Raw genomic sequence first — 24,923 nt, 5'->3', positions numbered from 1 at the left:
ATGTAGGTATACTGAATTAAATTGATGAGTACAGTTTGATGCGGTATGTAACTCCTTTCTATTCATGAAGTCAAATGATGTGACTAAAATCCATTGAATAAGGGCAAAGACATTCTTAATAAGGTACAAGAGCCACAGGAATGTTTGCAAAACTTGAAGACAAGATAGCCATAGGTAAGATGATGAGCATTAATAGAAGGAAGTCATTAATGAAACTGCAAAAAATTGATAAAACTGAATACAGAAAGAAGATGAATGTATTGCTTATAGCGTTAGTTGCTTCTCTTGCGCTTATCGCAATTGGTTCAAGCTCAATACTTATTTCATTATTTGGCTTCTCTGAGTCAATTAGTGGAGAAGCAACCGGAAACTTTCATTTAAACGTTATCGGCGTAATCATAGCCATCGCTGTGAATGTTTGTGCCATCAAGGTTTTTAAAACCCACCCATATCTAACAGAAGCATTATATGTTTGGGAACTGAAGCAAATACATAACCGAGTGTATAGAAAACTAAAGCGCATTAAACAAGAAGCGGAATCAGGAAATCGAGATGCACTAACGGTTCTTTTCTTCTATTACACAACCCAAAAGCAAGTATATGAGTTAGATAACAACACGCTTACAATCAGTGCTGTGGAAAAAGCATTAGAAATAATTAAAGAAAAAGCATTACGTTGGGAGTTTGACTTGAACATTGCAGACTTTGATAAGAGTTTAATAGATAAACTGTGATTTTATAGTCTGTTTTGAACGATTAATAATCAATAAAGCCTCGTTTGATGGACTTTTGAACTGTTGGGTTGTTTTTTTTGATTTTTTTAAGAAAAGGGGTTGCCAAGTTTTAGATGTTCTCTATAATGCCGCCTCACTGACACGGCAGACGCCATAAGGCTTCAGCGAAAATCAGCAAGACGAAAATTCTAAAAAATTAAATTTAAAAAAGTGTTTGACACTTTAAGTTAAATCGCTAGAATTCACGTCCGCTTTGAGAGGCTTCTTGTTAAAAGGAAGTGTTAAATAAGCAAAGCTCTTTAACAATTTAAACCTATCAATCTGTGTGGGCACTCGTTGATGAATATCAAAATTTGTTTTGCATTAGCAAAGCAAGATTTCCTCGGAAATCAATTTGGTTTCAATGAACTGAGTGACCAATACGAATAGTTGTTCTCTTTATAGAGAGTGGTTATTTGGCACAGTCAATTCATTACCATTCTGTTCCTATTTATTTAAGAAGAGAGGGGTAATAACTTTAGAATTACATGTTCCTATTCTTTTTCGAAAGAGTGGCGAATATTAGTTTTGAAGTCAGTATTCATTGAGCCGACAAAATCTTAAATTGAAGAGTTTGATCATGGCTCAGATTGAACGCTGGCGGCAGGCCTAACACATGCAAGTCGAGCGGAAACGACAACATTGACTCTTCGGATGATTTGTTGGGCGTCGAGCGGCGGACGGGTGAGTAATGCCTAGGAAGTTGCCCGGTAGAGGGGGATAACCATTGGAAACGATGGCTAATACCGCATAATCTCTATGGAGCAAAGCAGGGGACCTTCGGGCCTTGTGCTACCGGATACGCCTAGGTGGGATTAGCTAGTTGGTGAGGTAATGGCTCACCAAGGCGACGATCCCTAGCTGGTCTGAGAGGATGATCAGCCACACTGGAACTGAGACACGGTCCAGACTCCTACGGGAGGCAGCAGTGGGGAATATTGCACAATGGGCGAAAGCCTGATGCAGCCATGCCGCGTGTATGAAGAAGGCCTTCGGGTTGTAAAGTACTTTCAGTTGTGAGGAAGGGGGTAAGCTTAATACGCTTATCTCTTGACGTTAGCAACAGAAGAAGCACCGGCTAACTCCGTGCCAGCAGCCGCGGTAATACGGAGGGTGCGAGCGTTAATCGGAATTACTGGGCGTAAAGCGCATGCAGGTGGTTCATTAAGTCAGATGTGAAAGCCCGGGGCTCAACCTCGGAACTGCATTTGAAACTGGTGAACTAGAGTACTGTAGAGGGGGGTAGAATTTCAGGTGTAGCGGTGAAATGCGTAGAGATCTGAAGGAATACCAGTGGCGAAGGCGGCCCCCTGGACAGATACTGACACTCAGATGCGAAAGCGTGGGGAGCAAACAGGATTAGATACCCTGGTAGTCCACGCCGTAAACGATGTCTACTTGGAGGTTGTGGCCTTGAGCCGTGGCTTTCGGAGCTAACGCGTTAAGTAGACCGCCTGGGGAGTACGGTCGCAAGATTAAAACTCAAATGAATTGACGGGGGCCCGCACAAGCGGTGGAGCATGTGGTTTAATTCGATGCAACGCGAAGAACCTTACCTACTCTTGACATCCAGAGAAGCCAGCGGAGACGCAGGTGTGCCTTCGGGAGCTCTGAGACAGGTGCTGCATGGCTGTCGTCAGCTCGTGTTGTGAAATGTTGGGTTAAGTCCCGCAACGAGCGCAACCCTTATCCTTGTTTGCCAGCGAGTAATGTCGGGAACTCCAGGGAGACTGCCGGTGATAAACCGGAGGAAGGTGGGGACGACGTCAAGTCATCATGGCCCTTACGAGTAGGGCTACACACGTGCTACAATGGCGCATACAGAGGGCAGCAAGCTAGCGATAGTGAGCGAATCCCAAAAAGTGCGTCGTAGTCCGGATTGGAGTCTGCAACTCGACTCCATGAAGTCGGAATCGCTAGTAATCGTGAATCAGAATGTCACGGTGAATACGTTCCCGGGCCTTGTACACACCGCCCGTCACACCATGGGAGTGGGCTGCAAAAGAAGTGGGTAGTTTAACCTTTCGGGGAGGACGCTCACCACTTTGTGGTTCATGACTGGGGTGAAGTCGTAACAAGGTAGCCCTAGGGGAACCTGGGGCTGGATCACCTCCTTATACGAAGATATCGTTGATGAGTACCCACACAGATTGATTAGGTTTAGAAAGTAAAAGAGACGAAGAACTCCCAAGTTCTTCACCATTTATTTCTATTTTTAAATAGAGGTAAACCAGCAGTGTCCCGTTCGTCTAGAGGCCTAGGACACCGCCCTTTCACGGCGGTAACAGGGGTTCGACTCCCCTACGGGATACCATTGGGTCGTTAGCTCAGTTGGTAGAGCAGTTGACTTTTAATCAATTGGTCGCAGGTTCGAATCCTGCACGACCCACCATTCTTTCTCCGCGTAAAAGGATGGCTTTTATTTTCACTTTTATTAAAAGTGAAGACAAAAGAAACTATCGTGGGCGATTAGCTCAGTTGGGAGAGCACCTGCCTTACAAGCAGGGGGTCACTGGTTCGAGCCCGGTATCGCCCACCATTCTCTAAATATTCTTGGTTATATTCATATCCAAACCACTTCATTTGTCGCTGGTTGGTATGTTTGACTCTGAGAGTCTTTAGAAAATGTGAATTTTAGAACACTGGTTCTTAAAGTCTCATGCTCTTTAACAATTTGGAAAGCTGACTGATTGATTACTTACGAGTAATTCAATCAAATTTAAAAGTTCTCAATGTTTATCTTTAACTAGATAAACACAACAAACACATTCAAGTGTCTTGTATTCGAATCAAACTTTAGTTTGATTCACAATTGAGTCCGGCAAACAGTTATCAAGAATTAACCCTTCTTGATGACAACCAAAAACCTTGGTTAGTTGCCATACACAAGACCCTTTCGGGTTGTATGGTTAAGTGACTAAGCGTACACGGTGGATGCCTTGGCAGTCAGAGGCGATGAAAGGCGTAATAACTTGCGATAAGCCCAGATTAGGTAGTAATAACCTTTTGAGTCTGGGATTCCTGAATGGGGAAACCCACTTACATAAGTAAGTATCCTGTTGTGAATACATAGCAACAGGAGGCAAACCGGGGGAACTGAAACATCTAAGTACCCCGAGGAAGAGAAATCAACCGAGATTCCGAAAGTAGCGGCGAGCGAAATTGGATTAGCCCTTAAGCTTTTAATGATGCAGGTGAAGACTCTGGAAAGTGTCGCAACAAAGGGTGATAGCCCCGTAACCGACGCATCATAATCAGTGAAATCGAGTAGGGCGGGACACGTGATATCCTGTCTGAATATGGGGGGACCATCCTCCAAGGCTAAATACTACTGACTGACCGATAGTGAACCAGTACCGTGAGGGAAAGGCGAAAAGAACCCCTGTGAGGGGAGTGAAATAGAACCTGAAACCGTGTACGTACAAGCAGTAGGAGCACCTTCGTGGTGTGACTGCGTACCTTTTGTATAATGGGTCAGCGACTTAATTTTAGTAGCAAGGTTAACCGTTTAGGGGAGCCGTAGGGAAACCGAGTCTTAACTGGGCGTACAGTTGCTAGGATTAGACCCGAAACCAGGTGATCTAGCCATGGGCAGGTTGAAGGTTGAGTAACATCAACTGGAGGACCGAACCGACTAATGTTGAAAAATTAGCGGATGACTTGTGGCTAGGGGTGAAAGGCCAATCAAACCTGGAGATAGCTGGTTCTCCCCGAAAGCTATTTAGGTAGCGCCTCGGACGAATACTACTGGGGGTAGAGCACTGTTAAGGCTAGGGGGTCATCCCGACTTACCAACCCTTTGCAAACTCCGAATACCAGTAAGTACTATCCGGGAGACACACGGCGGGTGCTAACGTCCGTCGTGGAGAGGGAAACAACCCAGACCGCCAGCTAAGGTCCCAAAGTATAGCTAAGTGGGAAACGATGTGGGAAGGCTCAGACAGCCAGGATGTTGGCTTAGAAGCAGCCATCATTTAAAGAAAGCGTAATAGCTCACTGGTCGAGTCGGCCTGCGCGGAAGATGTAACGGGGCTAAGCTATACACCGAAGCTGCGGCTACGTACCTTAGGGTATGTGGGGTAGGGGAGCGTTCTGTAAGCCGTTGAAGGTGGTCTGTAAGGGCTGCTGGAGGTATCAGAAGTGCGAATGCTGACATGAGTAACGATAAAGGGAGTGAAAAACTCCCTCGCCGGAAGACCAAGGGTTCCTGTCCAACGTTAATCGGGGCAGGGTAAGTCGACTCCTAAGGCGAGGCCGAAAGGCGTAGTCGATGGGAAACAGGTTAATATTCCTGTACTTCTTATAATTGCGATGGGGGGACGGAGAAGGCTAGGTGAGCCTGGCGACGGTTGTCCAGGTCCAAGTACGTAGGCGGAAAGTTTAGGTAAATCCGGACTTTCATTAACGCTGAGATACGATGTCGAGCTACTACGGTAGTGAAGTCATTGATGCCATACTTCCAGGAAAAGCCTCTAAGCTTCAGATTATAAGAAATCGTACCCCAAACCGACACAGGTGGTCGGGTAGAGAATACCAAGGCGCTTGAGAGAACTCGGGTGAAGGAACTAGGCAAAATGGTACCGTAACTTCGGGAGAAGGTACGCTCTTATCAGTGAAGTCCCTTGCGGATGGAGCAGACGAGAGTCGCAGATACCAGGTGGCTGCAACTGTTTATTAAAAACACAGCACTGTGCAAAATCGTAAGATGACGTATACGGTGTGACGCCTGCCCGGTGCCGGAAGGTTAATTGATGGGGTTAGACTTCGGTCGAAGCTCTTGATCGAAGCCCCGGTAAACGGCGGCCGTAACTATAACGGTCCTAAGGTAGCGAAATTCCTTGTCGGGTAAGTTCCGACCTGCACGAATGGCGTAATGATGGCCACGCTGTCTCCACCCGAGACTCAGTGAAATTGAAATCGCTGTGAAGATGCAGTGTACCCGCGGCTAGACGGAAAGACCCCGTGAACCTTTACTACAGCTTGGCACTGAACATTGACCCTACATGTGTAGGATAGGTGGGAGACTATGAAATTGCGTCGCTAGATGTGATGGAGTCGTCCTTGAAATACCACCCTTGTATGCTTGATGTTCTAACGTCGGTCCCTGAATCGGGATTACGGACAGTGCCTGGTGGGTAGTTTGACTGGGGCGGTCTCCTCCCAAAGAGTAACGGAGGAGCACGAAGGTGGGCTAAACACGGTTGGACATCGTGTGGTTAGTGCAATGGCATAAGCCCGCTTGACTGCGAGAATGACAATTCGAGCAGGTGCGAAAGCAGGTCATAGTGATCCGGTGGTTCTGAATGGAAGGGCCATCGCTCAACGGATAAAAGGTACTCCGGGGATAACAGGCTGATACCGCCCAAGAGTTCATATCGACGGCGGTGTTTGGCACCTCGATGTCGGCTCATCACATCCTGGGGCTGAAGTCGGTCCCAAGGGTATGGCTGTTCGCCATTTAAAGTGGTACGCGAGCTGGGTTTAGAACGTCGTGAGACAGTTCGGTCCCTATCTGCCGTGGGCGTTGGAAAATTGAAAGGGGCTGCTCCTAGTACGAGAGGACCGGAGTGGACGAACCTCTGGTGTTCGGGTTGTCATGCCAATGGCATTGCCCGGTAGCTAAGTTCGGAATCGATAAGCGCTGAAAGCATCTAAGCGCGAAGCGAGCCTTGAGATGAGTTTTCCCTGACGCTTTAAGCGTCCTTAAGGGTTGTCGTAGACTACGACGTTGATAGGCAGGGTGTGTAAGTGCTGCGAGGCATTGAGCTAACCTGTACTAATTGCCCGTGAGGCTTAACCATACAACACCCAAGGGGTTTTGTGGACTCATAGAAATACCAGACCTTGAATGAGTTTGAAGAGAACAAAAACAGCTTTCCAGATTATTTTGCCTTCAGTTTTTAAACTGGAAGTAAAAGCAAAATTTGCTTGGCGACCATAGCATTGTGGACCCACCTGATCCCATGCCGAACTCAGAAGTGAAACACAATAGCGCCGATGGTAGTGTGGGGCTTCCCCATGTGAGAGTAGGACATCGCCAGGCTTTAAATATCGTTACCTGTGTATACATGTAACAACATCTACAGTGCACTAATCTGTTGATGACAATTTGTTGGAGGGATGGCTGAGTGGTCGAAAGCACCGGTCTTGAAAACCGGCAACCGTTAATAGCGGTTCTAGGGTTCAAATCCCTATCCCTCCACCACCATTAAAAAGCCCGCTGAGAAATCAGCGGGCTTTTTTTTGTCTTGAATTTGATTGCAGAAACTTCAAAAGCTTTGAAATAGAAGGCTAATCGGTGAACTGAAACATAGTGCTTTAGGTATGAAAAAGCAGAGCGTAATAGCTCTGCTTTGGTGTTTAATTGAACATTACTTGGAACTTGTATACTCAGCTTGTTTATTTAGCGACGTTGCCAGCGACGTTTAGAGCATCCCAAGTTCGTGCAAATGGCGGAGCGTAGCAGAAGTCCATGTAGCCTAGTTGTTGAGTCGTCATATTAGCGGTGATAGCAACAGCTAGTGCATTAATACGACCCACGGCTCCTTTTTTACCTACGATCTCACCACCGAGCAGGACGTGAGTCTCTGGGTGATAAACCAACTTCACCTTGATGTCTTCTTGACCTGGGTAGTAATCTGTTTGGTTCTTATCTGAAATGGTTGATACTTTCACATCTAAGTTGTGTTCTTTCGCCAGAAGTTCAGATACGCCTGTACAAGCTAGCTCGTAATCCAATACCTTCAAACAAGACGAGCCTAAGAAGCCTGACATGTAAGTGTCTTTGCCTGCTAACTTGTCTGCCATCATGCGAGCTTGTTTGTTGGCAGTGGTCGCTAAAGGAACATATACGGGTTTGCCTAGTGCCATATGATGGACAACTGCACAGTCGCCGACGGCATGAATATACGCGTCCTCAGTCGCACCATATTCATTCACTAACAACGCGCCATTTGCTGCTTTTGGTAGTTCAAATACTTCGGTGTTAGGTTTAAAACCGAGTGACAGGATCACGACATCGGCTTCTATATTACCGTTATCGGTTTCTACTATGTAACCACCTTGTTCTGCATCGCGAATCGCAGACACACTGCAACTTGTCTTGAGTTCTGCACCTGATTCACGAATCGCATCTTCGACAACTTCAATAATTTCAGGGCTAAATTGGCGGCTCATGATGTGCTGTTCACGCTCGATAATCGTCACGTGTTTATCTAAGCCATGCGCTGCGTCAAATACTTCCAAGCCTATAAATCCAGCGCCAATGACACACACACGCTGTTTGTTATCATCTTTAAGCGCTTCCTTGACTGCTAAGCCATCTTCCATGCTCGTTAGAGTGTATACGTGTTTTGGATTGAACTCACCGAATGATGGTACGATCGGGCGTGCGCCTGTCGCAATCACCAGCATATCGTAATCAATAGTGCTTTCTTCACCTTGGCTACGCACCGTAATTTGTTTTTCAATACGGTCGAACGATACCATTTCTGTTTCTACACGCACATCTAAGCCTGATTTGATGGCTTGTTCTGGTGTACGTGAGATCATTCTTTCTGTGTCATCAAACATGCCGCCTGCAAAATAAGGTAAACCACATGCTCCGAAAGAGATGTAGCTACGCTTATCTAAAACGATGACTTCGTCTGATGGCTGATTACGTTTGTATTTTGCTGCGAAACTCATACCGGCGGCGCTACCACCTATAACAACAACTTTCATATTTACTACCTAAATAACCTGAACTCAGGAAAAACAGAAGAGCACTCAAGTGGAGTGCTCTTAATTAAGTTTGGGAATTATACTGTTGCTTCTTTTGAAACTGTCGCTGTAACATCAGCGTCGTATTGCTCAGTATTCAGTGAGCCGTTTTTCTTCGCCGTTAGAACACCTGATAGCATAGAACCAGAGATGTTTAGTGCTGTGCGAGCCATGTCAATTAGCGCTTCGATAGATACTAGAATCGCAACCACTGTGATATCTAGACCCATGATGGTCAGTACCGCTACTGCTGCGAATGTTGCACCGCCACCGACACCTGCGATACCGAATGAAGCAATCGCGATAACAGCAATTAGTTGTAGGATGAAGCTTAAATCAACAGGCATACCCATTACTTGTGCTGCCATGATAGCGAGCATTGCTGGGTAGATACCCGCACAACCGTTTTGACCGATACTGGTACCAAATGTCGCTGACATGTTTGCTGTTTCTTCATCAACGCCTAGGCGTTGAGTTTGTGTTTCAACGTTTAGCGGGATAGCTGCCATGCTTGAGCGAGAGCCGAAACCGAATACTAATACTGGCCAGATTTTCTTCATGAACTTAGCCGGAGAAAGACCGAACATTGATACCATGACGAAGTGGATGCCGAACATAACGCCGATTGCTACATAGCTTGCTAGAAGGAAGCGGCCCATTTCAGCCAGTGCGAACAGGTCGTTCGTCATCATGAACGTGGTCATCAGAGCGAATACACCGTAAGGCGTTAGCTTCAGAATTTCACGAACCATTGAAAGTACCACTTCTTTTGCAGAGTTGATGAAATCAACGAAGTTTTGCACTTTTTCAGGCTTACGATTCTTCACTTGAAGGATACAGTAACCAAGGAACATACCGAACAGTACAGTTGATAGCGTAGAAGTACGTTGAGAGCCCGTTAGCATGTCGAAGATGTTGGTTGGAATGATAGACAGAGCCATACCTGACAGACCACTACTCGCCATTGCATCTTGTGTTGCTACCAGTGAGTCACCGCGAGCTTCAATCGCACTGTTTGTGCCGATAGTGCTTACTAGCGCATTTGCATCGATACCAAATAGGTAAATACTTGCGATACCAACTGCCGCTGAGATTGCACAAGTGAAAAGTAGAATACCGATGATCTTTGGTGCGATTCGAGATAACGCGCCACCGCCTTCAACGTTCATGATCGAAGAGATCATCGCTACGAATACAAGTGGGATAACGATCATTTGTAGAAGTTTGATGTAACCTTTACCGAACACTGAAATTAGTTCAGCAAAGCCAGATGTCGCAACGTTGCCGACACCGAAAACAAGTTGAATTGCGCCACCGAACAACAAGCCAGCAGCAAGTGCACTGAGTACGCGGAAGTTAAAACTTTTCTTTTGCTTTTTGAAGTTCGATAGCAGTGCGTAGAACCCAAAGAACAGTACGCTTAATGCGATAAATGAAACACTCATGAGAATCTCCTATGATACCCATTAATACCTAAGTCGGTTATTTTCTGTATGCGATGGCTTCAACTTCAACCAGTGCGTCTTTTGGTAATCTTGCTGCTTCAACACAAGAACGTGCAGGTGCGTTCTCTACCCCAAACACCTCGGTATACACTTCGTTAAAGGCAACGAAGTTCTCCATGTCTGATAAGAAGCAGGTAGTCTTCAATACTGTGTCTAAGCCAGCCCCGCTTGCTTCTAAAACAGCCTTCAAATTTTCAAGAGATTGACGAGCTTGCTCTTTAATTCCGCCCTCAACAAACTGCATGGTTTCTGGGACTAGAGGTAATTGACCTGATGTATAAACCATGTCGCCATAAGACGTACCTTGTGAATAAGGGCCGATAGCTGCAGGTGCTTGTTCAGTGGCAATGATCTGTTTCACGATGTAACTCCTAAATTATTGGTTTTATTCTGATTTAAATTCACGGATAAACTTGTAAACGGCCTGTCGGCTGATCCCAAGTTGCTCTGAAACTTGTGTTGTCGTCTCTTTTAGCTCAAATACTCCGTTATCAAATAAACAGCGAATAATGGCTTTATTACGACCTTTGGAAGAAACTGATTCATCTTGATCAACTTCTTTAATGGCTGAATGCAATGCTTGTTGAATCACGTCGTTTGCATTGTTGCTGAATGTTTCGCTGACAATGGTTTGCGGCACATTACACTGAGGCATCAGCGTTTTGACGATTTCTGGAAATGGGAAAGATAAGTTCATGTTTATACACAGCATGCCGATAGGCTTTTTCTGTGGACCAGCTAGCACACAGGTCGTCGATTTTAGTAGGGAGCCGTCTGCTGCATTAGTGAAATAACTCTTTGGAGAAACTTCGCCAGTTTTCTCGAATGTACTCCACATGCGTAAACCTAAATCGGTGATAGGTGAGCCGATTTCACGACCCGTGTGGTGACCATTGACGATCTTTACGACCGAGTTTTCTAGGCTTTCAAATGAATGAATGACCACTTCGCAGTAGGGACCAATCAAATCAGCAATAGTCTCTGCTAAGCGGAAGTAATTGCTTAAGCACTCTCTGTCTTCATCTGTGAATCGAACTTGTTTTACATTCATGATTTCGGTTTACATTTTTGAACTCAATGATTAAAACCTACTCCTTTAGTGGTATTTCAGCAAGGTGCAGTAAACTTCTTTAAACCACTATAATTTGATTAAAACATCTTCCATAAAGGTATTTATGGCGTAAATGACGACTATTATTTGAGCGTGATCACCAAAAACCAGAGATGTGAGTTTAATTTCTTAAACTCCATCAAGGTTTACATAATTAAAGTCAAAGCTTTTGTTTTTGGAGGTTTTGATGATCTAGAACAATTTCTAAACGTCATAAAAATAATGTGCGGTAATTTTCGATACCTTGGGAAAAGAAAAGCGTCGATTGGGAATATTGAGGTGAGATGATGCCAAGTCGTGGAGATTTCCAGATCACTATGAATAATATGGAGAGTCAGATAAATATAGGGTAGAACAAAAAAAGCAGCCCTCAAATGAGCTGCTTTTTAGACCGACGAGACGAATCGTTGATGTGACTAACTATTAGCCAATAGTTAGTAGTTAGTAGTTAGTAGTTAGTAGTTAGTAGCTAATTGGTCAAGTGAGCCTCTATCTTCTGAATCACTCGCTGATACATGAACCATGCACATATCCCTGCTAGAACGTTGCCTACCATGGCTCCCCAGAACAGACCCTCTATTCCAGCAAGCTGAGAACCTAACCATAAACATGGTAAGAAGAAGGCGAATAAGCGCAATGCTGAGATCGTAAGTGCAGTGTAAGATTTACCTAGTGCATTTGAGACTGAAACCATCAACATACATATGCCTAAAGGACCTAAGCTGATAGGCACGATGAGTAGGTGATAGTTTAAAATTGTAGACACTTCTGCTTCGCTGGTCATCAGGCTAGCTAGCCCGCTTGAGAACAGTAAAGTGACTAGCGCAATGGTGATTTGAAACCCTAATACGAACATGACTGCAATCTTAACTAGCTTACGAATGTCATCCAGTTTCTTTTCGCCTAACATGCGACCAATCATTGGAGGCATAGACATAGTAAGCGCGAGTACAGCGACAATTGAAAAGAATTCGAACCGTGAACCTAGTGCCCAAGCTGCAACGGCTGTCGCGCCATAACCTGCCAACAGTTTTGTTGCGAACATAGAAGATACTGGTGGAAGTAACTGGCTGATCATCGCCGGTCCCATGATATGACCGATTGATTGAACACTTTTACCAATGTTGAGATCGTGCCAGTCAAACGTCATCCAATGCTTCTTTGTTACTTTTGGCGCGACAATCAAAATACCAGTACCAAAGGCCAAGATCGTTGCAATTGCAGCACCGTTAATACCCAGATCGAGCGTAAAAATAAAAATGGGGTCTAGGATAAGGTTAATGACACTGGTTGCGATCATCATTGTGCCTGGCAACATCGTATTACCATTAGCACGACAAACACTGTAAAAGAAATACAGCAGTGCACCTATCCAAGAGCTCACCAGCCAGTATATCCAGTAAGAATCAATTATTGGTAATACAGTATCTGGTGCATCTAATAGCTGAAAAATAGGGTTACGAAGCAGGTAAATGATCACAGAGAAAACTGCAACGCTCACGCTTCCCATCACGATGACTAATCCACCAAGCTGCTTAGCGTAACGTGTTTCGTTTGCTCCAATGGCTCTAGCAATGACAGCAGTAGTTGCGATTCCTAAACCAACTTGAATTCCAATGATGATCATCTGTATAGGTAACGTAAAACCTTGAACAGCGAGAGGTAGCACGCCTAATTGACCAATGAAGGCACTGTCGACAAGTTGAAAGCTCATGAGGGAAAGCACCCCAAAGAGCATTGGCCATGTCATAGTAAATAGCTGTCGACCGAGAGAAGGTACAGGAGTTGCGGTAATAGAAGTCATAACATTCTTATTAGTATTGAAGATAGGTACATCACTGTGATGAATCACTCAGTGTTGATTGGCGACAAGGATAACGTAAGGTTAGCTTGATACCAATAATAGTTACTAGTTCTATCTTTTAGACCTAACTAGGTTGCGGCTAATGTTGATCTGATGACGTAGTAGTTAAAGGAAAACCAATAATATTTTGTATGGATGAAGCGTCATTAAAAAAGCCAGTCATCGTGACTGGCTTTTGTGGTTTAGGTATCGCGTGAAGCGTTATTTACTGGCAACAGTACCCAGTTTCAACCATGTGTCGATAACCGTATCTGGGTTTAGTGAAACAGAGCTGATGCCTTGCTCCATCAACCACTCGGCTAGGTCGTCATGGTCAGATGGACCTTGGCCACAAATACCCACGTATTTACCTGCCTTAGCCGCGGCATCGATAGCCATTTTGAGCATCGCTTTAACCGCAGGGTTACGCTCGTCAAATAGGTGCGCAACATCGCCTGAATCACGGTCTAAGCCAAGAGTCAGTTGAGTCATGTCGTTTGAACCGATAGAGAAGCCATCGAAGTATTTCAAGAACTCATCCGCTAAAATTGCATTTGATGGTAGCTCACACATCATGATGACTTTCAGACCCTGGTCGCCACGACGCAGGTCGAACTTAGCCAGAATGTCGATAACAGATGCCGCTTCGCTTGGAGTACGAACGAATGGAATCATGATTTCAACGTTTTTCAGTCCCATCTCGTTACGAACGCGTTTTAGCGCTTGAGTTTCAAGCTCAAAACAGTCTTCAAATACCGGGGAGATGTAGCGAGATGCACCACGGAAGCCCAGCATTGGGTTCTCTTCATGTGGTTCAAATGTTTTACCGCCAACAAGGTTGCTGTATTCGTTCGACTTAAAGTCAGACATACGCACGATTACTCGCTTAGGCCAGAACGCGGAAGCGATAGTCGCGATGCCTTCTGTTAGCTTGCTTACATAGAAATCGATTGGATCTTTGTAGCCACGAATACGTTCGTTGATTTCCGCTTTGATCTCTTCCGTTTGTTCATCAAAGTTCAGCAGAGCTTTAGGGTGAATACCGATCATCTTGTTGATGATGAATTCCAGACGAGCAAGACCAACACCTTCATTCGGGATTTGTGCAAAGTCGAAGGCACGGTCTGGGTTACCAACGTTCATCATGACTTTAGTTGGCAGCATTGGTAGCTCATCAACCTCAGAACGTTTGATCTCAAAGTCGAGTTCGCCGTTGTAAACGTAGCCTGTTTCACCCTCTGAACATGACACTGTCACGGTGTCGCCATCATTTAGGCTACTTGTTGCTGTACCACAGCCCACAATTGCAGGGATACCGAGTTCACGAGCAATGATGGCTGCGTGACAAGTACGGCCACCACGGTTAGTGACAATCGCAGAAGCTTTCTTCATCACAGGTTCCCAGTCTGGGTCTGTCATGTCGGTTACCAGTACGTCACCATCTTGAACCAGTGACATTTGGTCTAGCGAGTCAACCAAGCGTACAGGACCAGAACCGATACGTTGACCGATAGCGCGACCTTCAACCAAGACATCCGCTTTGTTGTTTAGCTCGTAACGTTCAATGACGTTTTGGTCACTTTGAGAACATACTGTCTCAGGACGAGCTTGAACGATGTAAAGCTTACCGTCGATGCCATCTTTTGCCCACTCAATGTCCATCGGACGTTGGTAGTGCTTCTCGATGATCATCGCTTGTTTTGCTAATTCTTTGATCTCTTCATCGTTTAATGAGAACTCGTTACGTTCTTGAGTATCGGTGTCGATGATATCAACTTGCTTGCCGATCTCTTGATTGGTTGAGTAGATCATCTTGATCAACTTAGAACCAAACGTCTTTTTAACGACTGGGTAATGCCCCGCTTCTAACATTGGCTTGTGAACGTAGAACTCGTCTGGGTTCACAGCCCCTTGTACGACCATTTCACCTAAGCCCCAAGAAGAGGTGATGAACACCACTTGGTCGAAGCCTGACTCAGTATCAAGAGTAAACATAACACCTGAAGCGGCTTTGTCTGAGCGAACCATACGCTGGATACCCGCAGACAATGAAATGCCTCGGTGATCAAAGCCTTGGTGTACTCGATAAGAAATAGCACGGTCGTTAAAGAGTGAAGCGAACACGTGTTTAGTCGCTTCGATAACCGCATCGATACCTTTCACGTTAAGGAAGGTTTCTTGCTGGCCTGCAAAAGAAGCATCTGGAAGGTCTTCAGCCGTTGCCGATGAACGAACCGCAACAGACAATTCTTCGTTGCCTTCAATCAGTTCGCGGTAGTTATCTCGGATATCTTGCTCTAGTGATTCTGGGAATGGCGCGTCTAGAACCCATTGTCGAATCGTTGCACCTGTCTTACGCAGTGCGTCAACGTCTTCAACATCAAGTTCATCAAGAAGTTGGTGGATACGCTCATCAAGACCTTTGTAGTCAAGAAAGTTATTAAACGCATAAGATGTGGTAGCAAAACCATTAGGTACAGATACGCCAGCGTTGGCTAGGTTAGAAACCATTTCGCCAAGTGAAGCATTCTTACCGCCGACTTTGTCGACATCTTCCATGGATAGACCATTAAACCAAAGAGTATTATTTTGCATTTGTTTCTCGCAAGCATTGTAGGGATTTAAAAGGCAAACGATTACGTCAAAAGCTAAAAAAAACGAAGATATTTTTCAAAGCTGTGGGGGACGTAATAGTCAGCAGGGTTTTATTATCGATATTATGGTGTTCATCCTACTCAAAATAATTTTAAAAATTAAATAAAATATGCAAATTGATATTCAAAGTCGTGATGTATTCTATGTTTCTGATGGAACGGCCATAACATGTGAGACTTTAGGGCATGTTGTTCTAGGTCAATTTCCATTTAAAGCAAATGAGAAAACCTTTCCATTTGTCGAAAGTGAGGACAAACTTTCTGACTTATTAAAAGAAATCGATATTTCCTATCGCACTACAGGTATCGAGCCTTTGGTGTTTTTCTCTATCGTTATTCCGGACATTAAAACCAAGTTGCTGACAGCTCCTGCACATTGTTATGACGTGCTGGAAAGCATTGTGCAAAAAGTACAAGACGATATTCAGATGGCACCCAAGCCAAAATTGCAACGCTCGCGTAGCGTGAATAAAGATTCTGATAAGTATTTTGATAGGATTGCTGCTATTGAATATACGTTAGCCCATGATGATGGCATCACCTTAAAAGGGTTAGAAGAAGCCGACATTATTTTGCTCGGCGTCTCTCGCAGTGGTAAAACACCAACTAGCCTCTATATGGCAATGCAGTTTGGCTTGAGAGTCGCGAATTACCCATTCATTCATGATGATTTAGCGCGTTTGAAGTTATTACCGGAGTTTGAGATTTATAGGCACAAATTGTTTGGTTTAACCATAGATGCAGAGCGCCTGACAGAGATCCGTGAGAACCGTTTAGCGGGCAGTGACTACGCGAGTGACTCGCAATGTGTCTATGAATTACAAACCGTAGAAGCAATGTTCCGCCGAGAAGCGGTGCCTTATATCAATACGTCTTCACTGTCGGTGGAAGAGATTTCAACTCGAATCCTTGAGCGAACAGGCTTAAGAAGGCGATTACTTTGATGCTTTTTACTCATTAATGCCTCTAATCCAATAAGAACTCTAATTAACTATGAGCTCTGATTTTTAACACTCCGATTTTTTAATTTATTTGAGATTAATGGCTTCAATTTATTAATTTTCTATCAAATTTGGCAGACGGTAACCTTGTACCGTAAGCGGGGCTTGATTACTTAAATTGCTTGTCGTTACGACAAAATTGTTTTGTTGGATTCTATCTGCAAATTATCCGTTAATGTGCCCGCCACAGAGTTTTTGAAAGTGTAAAACACTGTGTCGGGTATGATTTCAGGACCTTCTGATTCATGTTTTATTCTCCCTGCTAAATGTGAGATTAGATGTGGAAAACATTTCTAAACTAGACCGTGTTCGCGCTGATTATAACGTTCATTACTGGAGCCAAGGCTTCTATGGTATCGATAACCAAGGTGAGGTTTATGTATCACCTCGTAGTGACAATGCGCACCAGGTTCCTCTCAGTAATATCGTTTCCCTGCTTGAACAAAAGCAGCTAAACCTGCCGGTACTGGTTCGATTCCCTCAAATACTGCACCAACGTGTGCATGGGGTGTGTCAGGCGTTTAACCAAGCGATTGAAGAATACCAATATCAGAATAATTACTTGTTGGTTTATCCGATTAAAGTGAACCAGCAAAAAGAAGTGGTTGATGAGATTTTAGAAAGCCAAGCTCAGCTAGAAACTAAGCAACTTGGTCTAGAAGCGGGCAGCAAACCGGAACTCTTAGCGGTGCTTGCTCTGGCTCAAAAAGCGAGTTCGGTTATCGTATGTAATGGCTACAAAGACAGAGAATATGTTCGCTTAGCATTAATCGGTGAAAAGCTCGGGCACAAAGTTTTTATCGTGCTAGAGAAGCTTTCAGAGCTTGATCTAGTGCTTAAGGAAGCGCAGAGCCTAGGTGTAAAACCACGTTTGGGCATTCGTATTCGCTTAGCTTCTCAAGGCGCTGGTAAATGGCAGTCAAGCGGGGGTGAAAAGTCTAAGTTTGGGCTTTCTGCATCGCAAGTGCTTACGGTAATTGAACGCCTAAAACAAGAAGACCAATTGGAAGCGATGCAGCTTGTCCATTTCCATCTTGGTTCACAAATGGCGAATATTCGTGACATTCGAAACGGTGTGAATGAATCAGCGCGTTTTTACTGTGAACTGCGTGGTATGGGGGCTGATATCAAATACTTCGATATCGGTGGCGGTTTAGCGGTCGACTACGATGGAACACGTAGCCAGTCTTCAAGCTCTATGAACTATGGCTTGATTGAGTACGCTCGTAATATTGTGAGTACAGTCGGTGATGTCTGCCTGCAATATCAGCAGCCTGTACCGGTGATTATCTCGGAATCGGGGCGCTCTTTGACGGCGCACCATGCCGTGCTGATCACCAATGTGATCGGGACAGAAGCTTATCATCCTGAAGACATCCATGCTTTAGAAGAAGATTCTCCAACGCTATTACAAAATATGTGGCGTAACTGGAAAAACCTTCAAGATGGCAGCGATGCTCGTGCGTTGATTGAAATTTACAATGACACGCAAAGTGACTTGGCTGAAGTGCACTCTCAGTTTGCTACAGGTGTTTTGAACCTACAGCAAAGAGCATGGGCAGAGCAGTTAGCGCTGAGAATTTACTTTGAACTCAGCCGCCAGATGAGCACTAAAAATCGTTTCCATCGTCCAATTTTGGATGAGCTGAATGAGCGGTTGGCTGATAAGTTTTTCGTGAACTTTTCTTTGTTCCAATCCCTACCAGATGCATGGGGTATTGATCAGGTATTTCCTGTTTTACCATTGTCTGGTTTGGAAGAGGTAGAAGATCGTCGTGCCGTGATGTTAGATATCACTTGTGATTCAGATGGCGCCATTGATCAATACGTGGAAGGTCAGGGTATTGAAACGACTCTGCCAGTGCCAGCTTGGAACGCAGATAAACCGTACTTGATGGGTTTCTTTTTAGTGGGTGCATACCAAGAGATTCTTGGTGATATGCATAACCTATTTGGAGACACTCACAGTGCCGTGGTGACTGTTGATGAGAATGGTGAAGCGGTTATCGAGCGAGTAGACGAAGGCGATACTGTTGAAGACATGATGCGTTATGTCCACATTGATGTAGATAAGATTCGTGATAATTATCGTGAGCTTGTTGCGGAACGTGTAGATGTAAAAGAACAGCAAACAATACTACAAGAATTAGAAGGTGGCCTAGCGGGTTACACCTATTTAGAGGATTTCTAAATGAATGATTTGTTCACTAAAACTGATTATTCGCTTTACTCGAATTCGATGAGTTTTATGCGCCAGCCTTATCTTCGGAATCCAATATCATCAGATGCGGATCTTGTTGTGTTAGGTGTGCCGCTGGACATGGCAACGTCAGGTCGACCCGGTGCTCGAATGGGACCTGATGCTATTCGCCGTGCATCGGTAAATTTAGCGTGGGAAGGTAATAAATTCCCTTGGGATTTCAACGTATTTGATCGTGCTAAAGTCATTGATGCTGGTGATTTAGTCTTTGATTGTGGTGACGCTGAAGATTTCACTTATCGTTTAGAAGCGGCAACCAATGAAATACTAAAAAGTGGCAAAACCATGCTGGCTTTAGGTGGTGATCACTTTATCACATTGCCGATCTTACGTGCTTACGCAAAGCATCACGGTGAAATGGCATTGATTCATTTCGATGCACATACCGATACGTATGCTAATGGCAGTAATTATGATCACGGTACTATGTTTTACCATGCGCCGAATGAAGGGCTTATCTCGCCTAAGCATTCAGTGCAAATTGGTATTCGCACTGAGTATGACAAACATGATCATGGTTTCAATGTCATCAATGCGATGGAAGTAAACGATCTGAGTGCGGATGATATTGTTGCTCGTATTCGTGACATCATTGGTGACAAGCCCGTGTATGTCACGTTCGATATTGATTGCCTAGATCCTGCATTTGCACCGGGTACGGGAACACCAGTATGCGGTGGCTTGAATTCAGACAAAGTGCTTAAGATCCTACGTGGTCTAGCGGGTGTGAACATTGTGGGCATGGATGTGGTCGAAGTCTCGCCACCTTATGATCACAGCGATCTTACCGCTTTAGCCGGCGCAACGGTGGCACTTGAGTTGATGTACGCTTGGGCATCGGGTCGTCAGATTGATAAGTGACGATTAAATATTGATAAGTGACGGTTAAAAACGTCGCGCAAAATTCAGAAGCCGATCCATTGGGTCGGCTTTTTTTTTCTAGAGTGTTTGTTTTTTGACCTTCATCTCTACGTTGAAAGTGCTTCCTTTCTAAATGTTAAATCTTTGTATATGTTACTGGTACGACTTCTTAATTAGAGTAGGACTATGTCTGAGCAACCTCGTGTGACTTGTACCATTGATGATAACCAAATCGCGACCGTGATCCTTAATCGAGCAGATAAACTCAATGCGATTGATATGCCGATGTTTCAAGCCGTCAATCATCTCACGAAATCGTTAAGCCGTAATAAGCACGTACGCGCCGTTATTGTAAAAGGTGATGGCAGCGATTTTTGCTCGGGCTTGGACGTAAAATCATTGCTGACAAGTAAGACAGGTGCACTCAAATTATTATTTAAGTGGTGGCCTACTTTACCTAATGATGCCCAGCGTTTTTCTGTTGGCTGGCGAGACATTCCTTGCCCTGTGATCTTCGCGATTCATGGAAGGTGCTGGGGTGGTGGTTTACAGCTTGCCAGTGGTGGGGATTTTCGTATTGCTAGCCCAGATGCCAACTTCTCCATTATGGAAGCCAAATGGGGATTGATTCCAGATATGGGTGGCGCGTTGGCGTTTCGAGAATTAATGCGCCAAGACCACACATTAGAAATGTCGATGACAGCCAAAGTCATCGATAGCCAACAAGCTAAAGATTATGGGCTAGTGACTAAAATAGCTGAAGATCCATACGCTGAAGCTTATAAACTCGCTCAAGAATGTATTGAACGATCTCCTGATGTATTAGCTGCTACCAAAAAGCTGTATCACAAAACATGGTGGACAAGCCCCGGTTTGGCGCTATTTTTAGAAACCTGGTATCAAATTAAGGTTGGAATTGGTAAAAACCGAATCATTGCTGGGAAAAGAGAACGTCGCCCTGAAGATAAACCAGACTATTTACCAAGGCAGTTTAAGTAAAGAGTGAGCTATTTTATGTAAACATAAAGGTTGTTGAACAAAGAGCTCCAACAACCTTTTCTGCTCCTTCTCGCGAACTGAAACCTATGCGAACTAAAGTCTGTGTGTTCTTAAGCTAGGCATCGGCAGGGAATTGAACACCAATCTGCTTTCTCATTTCTGTGGTAACTTCCGAAACAATCAAGGCACGCTTGTCACGTGTGAAGTCTTTCTGCTTAATTCTGCGAGCAAACTCTTCTGCTTCATAGCTCATAGAGTTATCGGCTTGCTCGACACTTAACTCTTCGGTTCTACCATCTCTATATTCAATCGTGACCTTAGTGCATTCGGCTATGTGATCAATGATGATAGAACCATTCTCACCTTGAATCTCACTTGGTTGGTGTGAATCAGACACTTTTGAGTGTGATAGGGTTACGTTAAATTCTGGGTATGAAAATATCGCGTCACCATGCCCATCTACTCCTGAATTAAGCAATACTCCTGAGGCTTGCACTTTAGTTGGCTTTCCAAAAAGAGCCACTGCTGCGGAAACACAATAGAAGCCTATATCCATAAGAGAGCCATTAGAAAACTTTGGGTTAAAAGTATTCGGGTTTTCGCCATTCAAATACTTTTGGTAGCGAGAGGAGTATTGGCAGTAGCTAAGGTGTGCTTTGTGCAGGCGACCAATTTTAGATACCCCTGCTTGGATTTGTTTAAAGTTAGGTAGGAACTCCGATTTATATGCTTCAAAAAATACGACTTGATTACGTTCGGCATTTTCGACGGCTTGAAGCGCCTGTTCGAGGTTTGATGCGATTGGCTTTTCACAAATGACATGCTTACCATTGTCCATCATCAACATCGCTTGCTCCGCATGTAGAGAGTTTGGAGAAGCGATATACACTGCATCTACGTTGTCCGATTTGGCTAACTCATCTAAATTATCAAATAGACAAATGTCGGCAGAAGCTGTCACAAACTCATCTGCGAAATCTTTTGCACTAGAGAGCGATCGTGAATATACCGCACTGAGTTGAAAGCTCATGGTGCCTAAAGCGGCTTGTACAAATTTTTGTGTTATCCAGTTGGTACCAATGACGGCAAGTCTAATCATGTTGAGCTACCTAATTTGTGTATTGTATTGAAGAGCACGCTGACTTTGCGCCGATCTTTTGGCTCAAAGATTAATGTAGAAAGTATATTAACACTCTAAAATAAAAGAGAATGGCATTAAGTTCATTAATTTAAGTGACCGGAATAAAGCGTAGGTTTGTTGGTTGGGCATTGCAGGAGATTTTGCTATGGTAATTGAGAATTCATTGTAAGTGGTTGTTATGCAAATACGTATTGCGAAAGTGGCGGATATTCGGTCTATTCTTGAACTGTCTGACCAAATTAATCGTCAGCATCATGCAGGGGCACCAATGGTGTTTGCTTCACCGAGTATGTGTCTCGTTGACAGCGAAGAATATTGGCTAAGTTTAATGATTGATCGCCAAGGTGTTTTTTACGTTGCCGTAAGTGATAACCAAGTCGTCGGCTTCGTTGTTGGCAAAGTGTCTCAAAATCGCGGTGTGAGTTTTATCCAACCTCATAAAATTGGCAGAGTGAATACTATTGTGGTGCGAGACACCATACAAAATAAAGGGGTTGGTAAAGCCTTAATGTTGAAGTTTAAGGAATGGGCTCAATCAGAGGGTGCCATTGAAATGCGACTTGAGGTGATGGAATTTAACCAACAGGCTCAAGCTTTCTATGAGTCTCTTGGGTTAGAAACACAGTCACGAACCATGTCGATGAATCTGGAGGCTTAATGCCATTTAAATTTGCTTTATCTTTGTTATGTTTACTACTGATAACGGCAAATACTTTTGCTAAAGATAAAGCATCTGAAGACTGGCTAACACAGTCTTCAAAAGTAATTCATTCTAAAGCTAATACTTCCTCACACATCTTCTCGCAATTAGATATTCCAGAATCCCAAATCCCGGACCCATCTTCACTTAATTATGAGCATCCCAAACCGATAACTGTTAATAAGCCTGTGTTTAAGAAGACAGTGTTTAAGAAGCAACCTTTAGCCAAATCACTCCCTTTAGACAGCAACCAAGCGCTGAAAGGTGGCTCGACAAAAAATACGATCACTTTGGTTCTAGTGGATAAATCAAAGAGACGTATGTATCTGTTGAGTGGTAAAGAAGTCATCCGTGAATATAGGATTGCACTAGGGGATGAACCTAAGGGGCATAAGCAAGTTGAAGGTGATAATCGGACACCTGAAGGTCGGTATATCTTAGAATATGTCACTGAAGACTCAAGCTTCTATCGTTCTGTCCATATTAGTTACCCTAATTATAGTGACACTCAAGAAGCAAAGAAGCGAGGTGAGTTAGCTGGCGGTGATATAAAAATTCATGGTTTAAAGAACGGTGAATCTCGTTCGCCACTTTTTATCCAGAGTTTTGATTGGACCAATGGCTGTATTGCAATTACAAATGAACAGTTAGATGATTTTATAAATCTTGTTGAGATGGGGACACCTATATATATTGAATGGTGAACTATTGATCTAATTTTCCTTGAGTATTGTGTGATCTATATGAGCAGGCATAAATGATTTTGATGAACATGCTTAATTTTAGAATATGGACAACCTTACCTGTGATGAAACCCCATTAATGACGTTGTAATTCATGTTTTTTTTAACGGTACATTCCAAATTTATAAAATTAATTTTTTAAATGCATGATAATAAAGATTAATTTAAAAATTGCCACCTTGATCACTGAAAGCGTTTTGTATTTTAAATCATTTGTAATATGGGTGATAGAGATCATGAATGTGAAGTGTCAAAGTTAATATATATTGATTAAATATATTGCTCCGTATATTTTCCTTCGAAATTTATAATAAAGAGCTTACTATGAAAAAATCATTTATTGTTTCCGCAACTTTGATCACATCTTTTAATGTTATGGCTTTTGGCCTGCCAGATATTGAAATTCCAAGTATCAGCACAGATGCACAAAATATCATTTCTGCATTAGAAGTTATTCAAGATGGCGGTATTGAGTGTTCACAGATTACTGACTTTAAAGTTGCTACGAATGTAAAAGGCTATCAGGTTGAATGTGACAGTAATAAAAATTATACGCTTCTTGAAACCAATGATGGTTTAGTGCTTCAAGTTAATTAAAAGCGATTTAATATATAGCATAAGCTCGTTTAGCCAGTTACTCACTAGATCTTGGCGAAAACGAGCTTAAATTTAATCTACTCATTTGTGTTAAATAACGAGCACTAATGCTTTATTAATTGCGTTAGAAGGAGCAATTGGACAATTAGTTTGTCACCAATATCTAATATTTAGTGATTTCTCTTAAGATTGTTAGCCCTTTAGATCACTCTCAGTATACTGAATATGGCTATGGTGATTAGCAGTATCACGGTAACCGGTTTAAACTTTTCCCCGCCATACCTTTCAAATAGTTGACTCCCTAAATAACCTCCGAGCATGCTACTGGGTAGCAAGGCGGCAGTTAGAATGACAATATTACTGTTGACCAAACCCGCAATAGAAGCAGAAACAAAGGCACTCGAATCCGCAAGAACAAAAAAGGCGATCAATCCTGCTCGTGCGATGTGTGGTGCAACTGGGCTAGCCAGGGCATGGGCACCCACTGGAGGTCCAGACATTGAAGCGGCGCCATTCATGACTCCCGCTAAGCTTCCGAGAATAAAGGGGGCGAATTTAGGCTCTTTAGAGTATTGAAAACCTTTTTGAATCATTAGTGCAGAAGCAAATATAAATACGCTAATAATTAAGACTATGGTGTCTTGCTCAACGGACTTCAGCAGAAGCAAGCCGACAGGTGTGAAGACTAAACAAGGTATAAAAACTTTAGCAACCCATTTCCAATCTACATGACGGCGCACCTTAGGAAGCAATTGAACATTACCGAGTAAGTCGATCAGCATGAATACGGGAACCAATTCAATAACTGGCATGAACAAAGCGCTGAGTGGTAAAGCGACTAAGGTAAAACCAAAGCCTGAAAACCCCCTAACCATCGCTGCGAAAATGAAAATAGCAAAGAGTGCTGGAAAAGTGGAGCTAAGGATAATGTCCATGGGAAACTCAAAATGGTTCGATTGAAAGCAACAATTGAT

Annotated in this window: 16 protein-coding genes, 4 tRNA genes and 3 rRNA genes; 15 read left to right on the top strand and 8 right to left on the bottom strand. The window is 43.7% G+C overall.

Features of this window, described 5'->3' with window-relative positions; translation table 11 throughout:
- The first annotated feature begins 209 nt into the window (after positions 1 to 209).
- The 8 genes from OCU78_RS21055 to OCU78_RS21020 all read left to right on the top strand — a co-directional run bounded on the left by OCU78_RS21055 (position 210) and on the right by OCU78_RS21020 (position 6,978).
- Positions 210 to 734, top strand: a complete 525-nt coding sequence (locus tag OCU78_RS21055; protein WP_137371613.1) for a DUF3087 family protein — start codon at positions 210 to 212, stop codon at positions 732 to 734.
- A 601-nt stretch (positions 735 to 1,335) separates the two neighbouring features.
- A 16S ribosomal RNA gene (locus OCU78_RS21050) occupies positions 1,336 to 2,890 on the top strand.
- Between the two features lie 121 nt (positions 2,891 to 3,011).
- Positions 3,012 to 3,087, top strand: a tRNA-Glu gene (locus OCU78_RS21045).
- Between the two features lie 2 nt (positions 3,088 to 3,089).
- Positions 3,090 to 3,165, top strand: a tRNA-Lys gene (locus OCU78_RS21040).
- Between the two features lie 71 nt (positions 3,166 to 3,236).
- A tRNA-Val gene (locus tag OCU78_RS21035) sits at positions 3,237 to 3,312 on the top strand.
- Positions 3,313 to 3,680: 368 nt separating this feature from the next.
- Positions 3,681 to 6,574 (top strand): 23S ribosomal RNA (locus OCU78_RS21030).
- 126 nt (positions 6,575 to 6,700) lie between these two features.
- Positions 6,701 to 6,816 (top strand): 5S ribosomal RNA (rrf, locus tag OCU78_RS21025).
- The 16S, 23S and 5S rRNA genes sit together here with 4 tRNA genes alongside, the layout of an rRNA operon.
- 71 nt (positions 6,817 to 6,887) lie before the next feature.
- Positions 6,888 to 6,978: transfer RNA gene (locus OCU78_RS21020), tRNA-Ser, on the top strand.
- Positions 6,979 to 7,172: 194 nt separating this feature from the next.
- Here OCU78_RS21020 and OCU78_RS21015 read toward each other — a convergent pair.
- The 6 genes from OCU78_RS21015 to ppsA all read right to left on the bottom strand — a co-directional run bounded on the left by OCU78_RS21015 (position 7,173) and on the right by ppsA (position 15,588).
- Complete coding sequence (locus tag OCU78_RS21015; RefSeq protein ID WP_137373623.1) at positions 7,173 to 8,495, bottom strand: CoA-disulfide reductase; 1,323 nt, start codon at positions 8,493 to 8,495, stop codon at positions 7,173 to 7,175.
- Positions 8,496 to 8,572: 77 nt separating this feature from the next.
- Positions 8,573 to 9,979 (bottom strand): cation:dicarboxylate symporter family transporter, encoded by a 1,407-nt coding sequence (locus tag OCU78_RS21010; RefSeq protein WP_137373624.1) that lies wholly within the window; start codon positions 9,977 to 9,979, stop codon positions 8,573 to 8,575.
- Positions 9,980 to 10,016: 37 nt separating this feature from the next.
- Positions 10,017 to 10,400: a RidA family protein gene (locus OCU78_RS21005; protein WP_137373625.1), complete on the bottom strand. Its 384-nt coding sequence runs from the start codon at positions 10,398 to 10,400 to the stop codon at positions 10,017 to 10,019.
- Between the two features lie 24 nt (positions 10,401 to 10,424).
- Positions 10,425 to 11,090, bottom strand: a complete 666-nt coding sequence (locus tag OCU78_RS21000; RefSeq protein WP_180033712.1) for a helix-turn-helix transcriptional regulator — start codon at positions 11,088 to 11,090, stop codon at positions 10,425 to 10,427.
- A 529-nt stretch (positions 11,091 to 11,619) separates the two neighbouring features.
- Positions 11,620 to 12,954, bottom strand: a complete 1,335-nt coding sequence (locus tag OCU78_RS20995) for an MATE family efflux transporter (RefSeq protein WP_137373628.1) — start codon at positions 12,952 to 12,954, stop codon at positions 11,620 to 11,622.
- A gap of 261 nt (positions 12,955 to 13,215) precedes the next feature.
- On the bottom strand, positions 13,216 to 15,588 hold the full coding sequence (ppsA, locus tag OCU78_RS20990) for a phosphoenolpyruvate synthase (RefSeq protein ID WP_137373629.1): 2,373 nt from the start codon (positions 15,586 to 15,588) through the stop codon (positions 13,216 to 13,218).
- 169 nt (positions 15,589 to 15,757) lie between these two features.
- On the opposite strand from ppsA, the gene ppsR reads away from it, so the two are divergent.
- The 4 genes from ppsR (at position 15,758) to OCU78_RS20970 (ending at position 20,768) form a co-directional block, all read left to right on the top strand.
- Entirely contained in the window at positions 15,758 to 16,591 is an 834-nt protein-coding gene (ppsR, locus tag OCU78_RS20985; protein ID WP_137373630.1) for a posphoenolpyruvate synthetase regulatory kinase/phosphorylase PpsR, read from the top strand.
- A gap of 337 nt (positions 16,592 to 16,928) precedes the next feature.
- Complete coding sequence (gene speA / locus OCU78_RS20980) at positions 16,929 to 18,839, top strand: arginine decarboxylase (RefSeq protein ID WP_167494037.1); 1,911 nt, start codon at positions 16,929 to 16,931, stop codon at positions 18,837 to 18,839.
- Positions 18,840 to 19,769, top strand: coding sequence for an agmatinase (speB, locus tag OCU78_RS20975; protein WP_137373632.1), 930 nt, complete (start codon positions 18,840 to 18,842; stop codon positions 19,767 to 19,769).
- A 186-nt stretch (positions 19,770 to 19,955) separates the two neighbouring features.
- Positions 19,956 to 20,768 (top strand): crotonase/enoyl-CoA hydratase family protein, encoded by an 813-nt coding sequence (locus tag OCU78_RS20970; protein ID WP_137373633.1) that lies wholly within the window; start codon positions 19,956 to 19,958, stop codon positions 20,766 to 20,768.
- A gap of 115 nt (positions 20,769 to 20,883) precedes the next feature.
- Here OCU78_RS20970 and OCU78_RS20965 read toward each other — a convergent pair whose 3' ends face one another.
- On the bottom strand, positions 20,884 to 21,867 hold the full coding sequence (locus OCU78_RS20965) for a Gfo/Idh/MocA family protein (RefSeq protein ID WP_137373634.1): 984 nt from the start codon (positions 21,865 to 21,867) through the stop codon (positions 20,884 to 20,886).
- 220 nt (positions 21,868 to 22,087) lie between these two features.
- On the opposite strand from OCU78_RS20965, the gene OCU78_RS20960 reads away from it, so the two are divergent.
- The 3 genes from OCU78_RS20960 to OCU78_RS20950 all read left to right on the top strand — a co-directional run bounded on the left by OCU78_RS20960 (position 22,088) and on the right by OCU78_RS20950 (position 23,949).
- A complete protein-coding gene (locus OCU78_RS20960; protein WP_137373635.1) occupies positions 22,088 to 22,567 on the top strand; it encodes a GNAT family N-acetyltransferase in 480 nt (159 codons plus the stop codon).
- Positions 22,568 to 22,866: 299 nt separating this feature from the next.
- Entirely contained in the window at positions 22,867 to 23,313 is a 447-nt protein-coding gene (locus tag OCU78_RS20955) for a L,D-transpeptidase family protein (protein WP_240701747.1), read from the top strand.
- 363 nt (positions 23,314 to 23,676) lie between these two features.
- Positions 23,677 to 23,949, top strand: a complete 273-nt coding sequence (locus OCU78_RS20950; protein WP_137373637.1) for a hypothetical protein — start codon at positions 23,677 to 23,679, stop codon at positions 23,947 to 23,949.
- A gap of 200 nt (positions 23,950 to 24,149) precedes the next feature.
- Here OCU78_RS20950 and OCU78_RS20945 read toward each other — a convergent pair whose 3' ends face one another.
- The gene (locus OCU78_RS20945) at positions 24,150 to 24,884 is read right to left on the bottom strand and encodes a sulfite exporter TauE/SafE family protein (RefSeq protein WP_137373638.1); all 735 of its coding nucleotides are present in this window, start codon (positions 24,882 to 24,884) and stop codon (positions 24,150 to 24,152) included.
- Positions 24,885 to 24,923: the final 39 nt, after the last annotated feature.

Origin of the sequence: Vibrio gallaecicus (assembly GCF_024347495.1) — a bacterium.
GTDB classification, from domain to species: Bacteria; Pseudomonadota; Gammaproteobacteria; order Enterobacterales; family Vibrionaceae; genus Vibrio; species Vibrio gallaecicus.
The sequence above is the reverse complement of the archived record's forward strand: the minus strand, read 5'-3'. Positions and strand labels throughout refer to the sequence as shown.

Bases quoted from the DNA above. Each gene is read 5' to 3' on its own strand.
- OCU78_RS20945 (WP_137373638.1), bottom strand. From the start codon at position 24,884: ATGGACATTATCCTTAGCTCCACTTTTCCAGCACTCTTTGCTATTTTC.
- OCU78_RS20970 (WP_137373633.1), top strand. From the start codon at position 19,956: ATGTCTGAGCAACCTCGTGTGACTTGTACCATTGATGATAACCAAATC.
- OCU78_RS20960 (WP_137373635.1), top strand. From the start codon at position 22,088: ATGCAAATACGTATTGCGAAAGTGGCGGATATTCGGTCTATTCTTGAA.
- speB (WP_137373632.1), top strand. From the start codon at position 18,840: ATGAATGATTTGTTCACTAAAACTGATTATTCGCTTTACTCGAATTCG.
- OCU78_RS21055 (WP_137371613.1), top strand. From the start codon at position 210: ATGAAACTGCAAAAAATTGATAAAACTGAATACAGAAAGAAGATGAAT.
- OCU78_RS21015 (WP_137373623.1), bottom strand. From the start codon at position 8,495: ATGAAAGTTGTTGTTATAGGTGGTAGCGCCGCCGGTATGAGTTTCGCA.
- OCU78_RS21010 (WP_137373624.1), bottom strand. From the start codon at position 9,979: ATGAGTGTTTCATTTATCGCATTAAGCGTACTGTTCTTTGGGTTCTAC.
- OCU78_RS21000 (WP_180033712.1), bottom strand. From the start codon at position 11,090: ATGAATGTAAAACAAGTTCGATTCACAGATGAAGACAGAGAGTGCTTA.
- OCU78_RS20965 (WP_137373634.1), bottom strand. From the start codon at position 21,867: ATGATTAGACTTGCCGTCATTGGTACCAACTGGATAACACAAAAATTT.
- OCU78_RS20995 (WP_137373628.1), bottom strand. From the start codon at position 12,954: ATGACTTCTATTACCGCAACTCCTGTACCTTCTCTCGGTCGACAGCTA.
- ppsR (WP_137373630.1), top strand. From the start codon at position 15,758: ATGCAAATTGATATTCAAAGTCGTGATGTATTCTATGTTTCTGATGGA.
- ppsA (WP_137373629.1), bottom strand. From the start codon at position 15,588: ATGCAAAATAATACTCTTTGGTTTAATGGTCTATCCATGGAAGATGTC.
- OCU78_RS20950 (WP_137373637.1), top strand. From the start codon at position 23,677: ATGAAAAAATCATTTATTGTTTCCGCAACTTTGATCACATCTTTTAAT.